The 5465-nt window shown below is 37.7% G+C and carries 4 protein-coding genes; all 4 read right to left on the bottom strand.

What is annotated here, in order from left to right; all coding sequences use genetic code 11:
- Positions 1–341: 341 nt before the first annotated feature.
- From DW173_RS23145 to DW173_RS23130, 4 genes are read right to left on the bottom strand one after another with little or no spacing between them, the layout of a single operon-like run.
- Positions 342–1649, bottom strand: coding sequence for a DUF4989 domain-containing protein (locus DW173_RS23145; protein WP_120145309.1), 1308 nt, complete (start codon positions 1647–1649; stop codon positions 342–344).
- Between the two features lie 20 nt (positions 1650–1669).
- Complete coding sequence (locus DW173_RS23140; protein WP_117685344.1) at positions 1670–3097, bottom strand: BT_3987 domain-containing protein; 1428 nt, start codon at positions 3095–3097, stop codon at positions 1670–1672.
- Between the two features lie 26 nt (positions 3098–3123).
- A complete protein-coding gene (locus DW173_RS23135; protein WP_117685346.1) occupies positions 3124–4284 on the bottom strand; it encodes a DUF1735 and LamG domain-containing protein in 1161 nt (386 codons plus the stop codon).
- Between the two features lie 9 nt (positions 4285–4293).
- The gene (locus tag DW173_RS23130) at positions 4294–5364 is read right to left on the bottom strand and encodes a glycoside hydrolase family 18 (protein WP_120145308.1); all 1071 of its coding nucleotides are present in this window, start codon (positions 5362–5364) and stop codon (positions 4294–4296) included.
- Between the last annotated feature and the right edge of the window lie 101 nt (positions 5365–5465).

Below are 5465 nucleotides of genomic sequence, written 5' to 3'. Positions count from 1 at the left end.
GAGATGCTACTTCTATTTTTTTTGAGGGGGGGCGGCATCGCCGAGACGCTTACTGTTTTTACTGGTAAAAGTATGATAGATGCATTTTCTAAAAGCTATCTATCATACTTATTCCTTTGATAATTAAAAGATTATTGAAATAAATGATACTATGATAGATATTTTATTTCACTATGTAGCATTTAATTCAAATATTTAGGAACATGAGCAAACGTTAGACTTGGAAAAGTTAGCGCCTGCCCGTTCTTTGAAAAAGCAATTAAAAAGAGGCTGACTCAAAAACAATCTTGAGACAGCCTCTCGAATACAAACTTTAACCTATATTCTTTTTAGACTCAATACTACTTAAAGACGTATATTTCATAAAGCTCACATCCCCAAGAAGCCAAAAGATCAAATTTCACATACCGTGCAGTTATAGATTCAATGAATTGATAGTAATCGGCATTCTCATCAGCAGTAGCTACTTTTCCTAGATAATTCCATGTGTTTCCATCAGAAGAAACTGATAATTGTACATTTTGAGGAGCATAATAATATATATAATCAAGACCTACTCCAGTGATTGTTTTTTCCTCTCCCATATCGAGTGTAAATGAAATATCTCCATCAGAACATATACCTTCATAGTTACCTTTGGTTTCACCATCAATAAGCGAACCGCCACCATCGTTTTGATAAAAATCACTACTATCTTCCACATCTACAGACCAACCCTGTTTGGCCCATTCTATCCAACCGGAAGGCCGTTTGTAAGATATGTGTTCAAATCCTCTTATATATTTATTTATATTCAAGGTGAAAGAACTTCTTTTCTCATCCTGCACGAAGACCGGATCTTCACATTCAAAAACAGCTGTGATATTTAATGTGTTTGACGAGTCGTCCGATGTACGCAACAAAAAGTCATTAGTAATCTCCCAAGTAATATCTCCTGATGTCTTTTCACCAGCAGGAATTATAATTTCTGCAGGAGTAATACTAATGTCTTTCAGGTATTCGTCATCCACTCCTTCCGTTGTAAGTTTCACCTTTACATCTTTCCGAGCAGGACGATCCAATTGTACACTGAATGTATATAGATTCCGCTCCGTGTCCTTAAATTCTCCGTTGAAATAAGTATGTTCGAATGTAGTTTTATTACCGACTTTTCCTTCCAAGAAACCTGTAGCTACATACGCCTCTTTCTTTATCAAAGCTTTTGCCTCCAAGGTAATAGATGGCATTTTATATCCTTGCACAGTAGCTCTCACTCCTAAATTATAGGTAGCTTCATCGTAATTAGATTGAAAAACATCCATATTTTTTATACCCAAAGTAACACTGGCATCCGTATAGCCTGCCGGAATTATCAATTTGGTATCACTTAACTCAACATCTTCTCCGATTGGCTCAAAAGTAACTATTGCGTCCTCGGGTGAAGCGTTAAAACGAAAGGTGAATATTGCGGGTTTATCGAATTCTAATATACCCTCATTATTATAGGTGGCATTCACTATTATTTCCGAACCTTCTCCGTCTTCCGCCACAAGAGAAAAATTGTTATCCGGATAGGTAGCCAGACTTGGAGTTTCATCTTCGCCGCATCCAGAAAGGGCTGTCAGCGAACCGACTGCCAACAATAAGAAAAATCTATAAAGTGTTCTCATTTCTACAATTGTTTTTTAAATTATTGCAAATCATCGGGATATTGGTAAGGTGTGGCATCATTGTCCTTGTAGAACACGGTAGGTGCTTGTAACGGAGAACCATACAGAGTTTTCACATCAGACAGACGCCGGAATACATTGCCATAATTTTCCGGCTTCGGTGAAAAGCCCATAAACCATCCAGAACCTTGGTTTATCAGTCTTTGTCCCTGTAAATCGCCACCTGTACCTCTAACAAACTCCATGGATTGACCGGAACATTCTTTGGATGTCAGGTCCCCATACGGAACTTGAGAAGGATCTCTACCATAATCACCAACTACAATATCTATCCAGTTTTTAATAGTTACTCCATCAACAACGGTTGCCTTCGAACTATACATTCTTCTTAATGCATATACTGCTACGATTTTATCAGGCATTGCTTGTTTTGTTTCGTAGCATAGACGTGCCGCAGCCTCCTCACTAGGCTTTGTTAATGCTGGATTATTCGGATCATAAGCACCTTCATATTCGTCATCAAAACATACCCCGTCCAGATTATATGCTTTGCAATACTGAGCTAGTTCTCGTGCAAAGTCTTTGGCACCTTGTTTAGAAAGTTGCGCCACTCCTGTTATATCCCCGTTACTAAGTATCCCTAATACTATTTTAGTTCCACGTTTACGAAGTGGTTGCAAAAATTTCTCATTATTGTCTAGCAAATATTGTATGTAAGCATTACATTTTAAATAAGGGCGTTGGGCTTGTGCATCCCAGTTGATATTGGCAGCAAATGGGGAAACTACATCCCACAGCAATTTTCCGTTTTCCAGTTGAAAAGAAAGAGCATTCAGTGGATTTGTACCATCAAAGAAGACAAATGACTTTACTACATCTTCCCCTTTGTAAGTGTTTCCCAGCTTTCTCATATCTTTTATCAAATAAATACAATGACCAGCTTTCTCATCTTTTATGGTAATGTCGCTACTTACGTGGGTAAGAGCTATAGGTAAAGCATAGGTTTTATCTTCTTTCAAAGTGCCGTCTGCCTGAATGGTGATGTCAGTCTGAACAGATTTTGTTTGTGCATCTACAATAAGCTTCCCGTCATTCTTAAAAGAAACCAGGTGCGCAGGATACAATTCAAAATCGGTTTCATGCTCTTTGTTATAAGTATCCAAATAGTCTGCATCAATAATTACTTGAGCAGAAGTACTGGTACTCGCCATTTTACTAAGACTCATTTTTACAGAAGTAGTATAAGTATCTTTGTATAGCTCCACTACGTTAGAGGACAAATTGGACTTTCCGTCACGCAAGTATCCATTGTTTTCATAAATGCCAGTATATGCTGACTCATCTATTGCTTTATTTATGACAAGATCATCATCACAAGAGGTAAGGCAAGTTATGCCGCCTGCAAATATGGCAACCATCAACCCTGTTATCAGATATTTTTGTTTCATAATAATATTCTTTTTAATTAAAAGGATTAATATATTTGAGGAAGTTCTACAGGAACCCATATCGGATCTTTACTCGCAGTGATATCATTTCCATTACCTGTACGATCTATAACAACCTTTCCAGACCCCTCATTAAATTTCCAGTAGGCTACAAGTCCTTCACTGGCAGGATTTACTTTATAAGGATTATCTGCAATTTGCTCTGCAGTTCTTTCTACGCTCCAAATACGAACCTCTGAAATTTCTCCCGGAAGCCAGCGGGTACCATCAAAAGAACGGCCTATATAGCAATTCTTAGTTAAATCAACCGTACTATTTGCTGACTGGTCTTTATACACCGCCACACCATTCTTGTAATAGATTCGGTTTTTATTGACAGTGTTATACACAACAGCTATGTGTACCCATTCGTCTACCGGAAGTCCAATACCTGGTGCGTGATTTGCTGGAGGAAAACTTCCACCTGGCACAAATGCCTGAAGTTGATCACGTGGACGGTCGCCATCACCGATACGTATAAGGAAATTATCTTCAATTCCAAAAACAGAACTTAGTGCATTATCACGTTTGGCCACCCAGTCATCACTTCGTACCAATGCTTCCACTGTAATAGTAATCATCTTGCTTACATCACTATTCCATTTTATCGGAAAATAGTTTTCTTTAATATTAGCTACAACATTAATAAGAGCAGCGCCTTTGATGATAAAATAAGTAGTACGGGCACTCTCAAGAAGTCCAATTCCAGATACATTTGTGATTGTAACAGGCAACACATAACGTCTTGAGTCGTCCAATTGATTCAAATTAACGAAATTCACTATGATATCATCTCCAGAAATTCCTCCGGGTTGAATCGTAACATTCTTCACAGGAATATCATAAAACGCTTCGGGAAGTGCTGTAGCATTATCTCCATAACTTAGATTGTAGGTAGCCGCTAAAGATGGTTTGGCATCAAAGCTGACTTGGATTTCGTTGTCGACAGGAGCAGCAAGCCGATAAGTAATTTTACGACTGTCAAACAATACATCTTCTTTAATCAGTAAATCTTCTGTTACGGGTACCGAACTTATATAAAGCTTATTGTCATAATGATGTTCATCATTAATATCCGTATCCTTGCAGCTGCTTACCGTAAATGCAGTAAGTGCTATAAATGCTAATTGATAAATATGCAATTTCATATTGTATTTCTATTTATTAGGATTCATTATATGAATAGTTTCACGTACTGTTCCATAAGTATTATTGTAATAATCCTTTTGGATATTGATGATAAAAATACCAGTGCAGGTATAATCTGGTGATGTCTGTACAATCCATTGAGCTGTACCTTGTGCAGCCAATACTTTATTTCCATTTGCATCCCGTGTATCCCAATAACCAATTATCATATCCTTATCTTCCTGTTGAGGAAACTGTGTACAGGCAATAAAACGATCTTTTGGAACAAGATCCGCATTCGTTCCTGCTACGTCTATGCCTGCTTGAATAGCCATAAAAACATTTAATGTCAGATCCTCCATGTTTTTAGAAGAAGCGGTTTTCAGTATCAGATGATTGTATTTATCCAGCATATCCATGTTTTCGGGAGCCAAATACTGCACATAACCGTAAAAAGCCAATGTCTTGTCGGTATGCTTAATCCGCCAATCCAACACTCTGCTGAAGAAGTTTTGCTGACGTGCCTTGTATTGTTGTAACACATCTTCTTGCATACCCACCATTGAAAGTCCTGTATAGTCAATTAGGATACCATCATATCCATAACTGTCACATAGAGCCAGCATAGCATCCGTACGTTCATTCAGATATCTTTGTGCATCTTCTTCCGTCAATTCGGAATTATCCTTTGCCTTATTGTTCCATTCTTGTTCTAAACTCTCATAATTAATGCAGGAAAGCGTGCGGATATTCTTCTCGCGTATTTTTACCATTTCGGCCTGTGTTTCAGACGAGAGCTTTTCCGGATTATTCAAACAGATAAAATCCACACTGTCCGGTATAGCGGTGAGACGTTCGGTTTGATTGATTGGGTTAGTTTCCGGATTGTCAAAAGAGACAAAGACTAACTTATGTTCTCCATCCTTGTAGCGTTTCAGATCTCTGATATAGTCAGCATACAGTTGTGGGTTTTGCTCTTCAAATGTAGAGTAATGGATGTTAATGCTTTCTGGGTCTGTCCAGTCTTCGCATGAGGAATACATCATCCCCCACACCATCAATATTGCTGTAAACAAACTGTTTTTTACTATTCTTTTCATATATATTATCACTTAAAGATTTTAATCACATTATTTTTATCCAAGTTCTCTAAGTACTTGGTAAATTCTAAATATAGGTTATTCAAGGGGGTATCAGATAT

This window comes from Bacteroides sp. AM16-13 (genome assembly GCF_003602705.1).
Classification (GTDB): domain Bacteria; phylum Bacteroidota; class Bacteroidia; order Bacteroidales; family Bacteroidaceae; genus Bacteroides; species Bacteroides xylanisolvens.
Note: the sequence above shows the minus strand (reverse complement) of the source record. Positions and strands in the feature narration are given on the sequence as shown.

Coding starts and splice junctions, on each gene's coding strand:
- DW173_RS23140 (WP_117685344.1), bottom strand. CDS start 3,097: ATGAAACAAAAATATCTGATAACAGGGTTGATGGTTGCCATATTTGCA.
- DW173_RS23145 (WP_120145309.1), bottom strand. CDS start 1,649: ATGAGAACACTTTATAGATTTTTCTTATTGTTGGCAGTCGGTTCGCTG.
- DW173_RS23130 (WP_120145308.1), bottom strand. CDS start 5,364: ATGAAAAGAATAGTAAAAAACAGTTTGTTTACAGCAATATTGATGGTG.
- DW173_RS23135 (WP_117685346.1), bottom strand. CDS start 4,284: ATGAAATTGCATATTTATCAATTAGCATTTATAGCACTTACTGCATTT.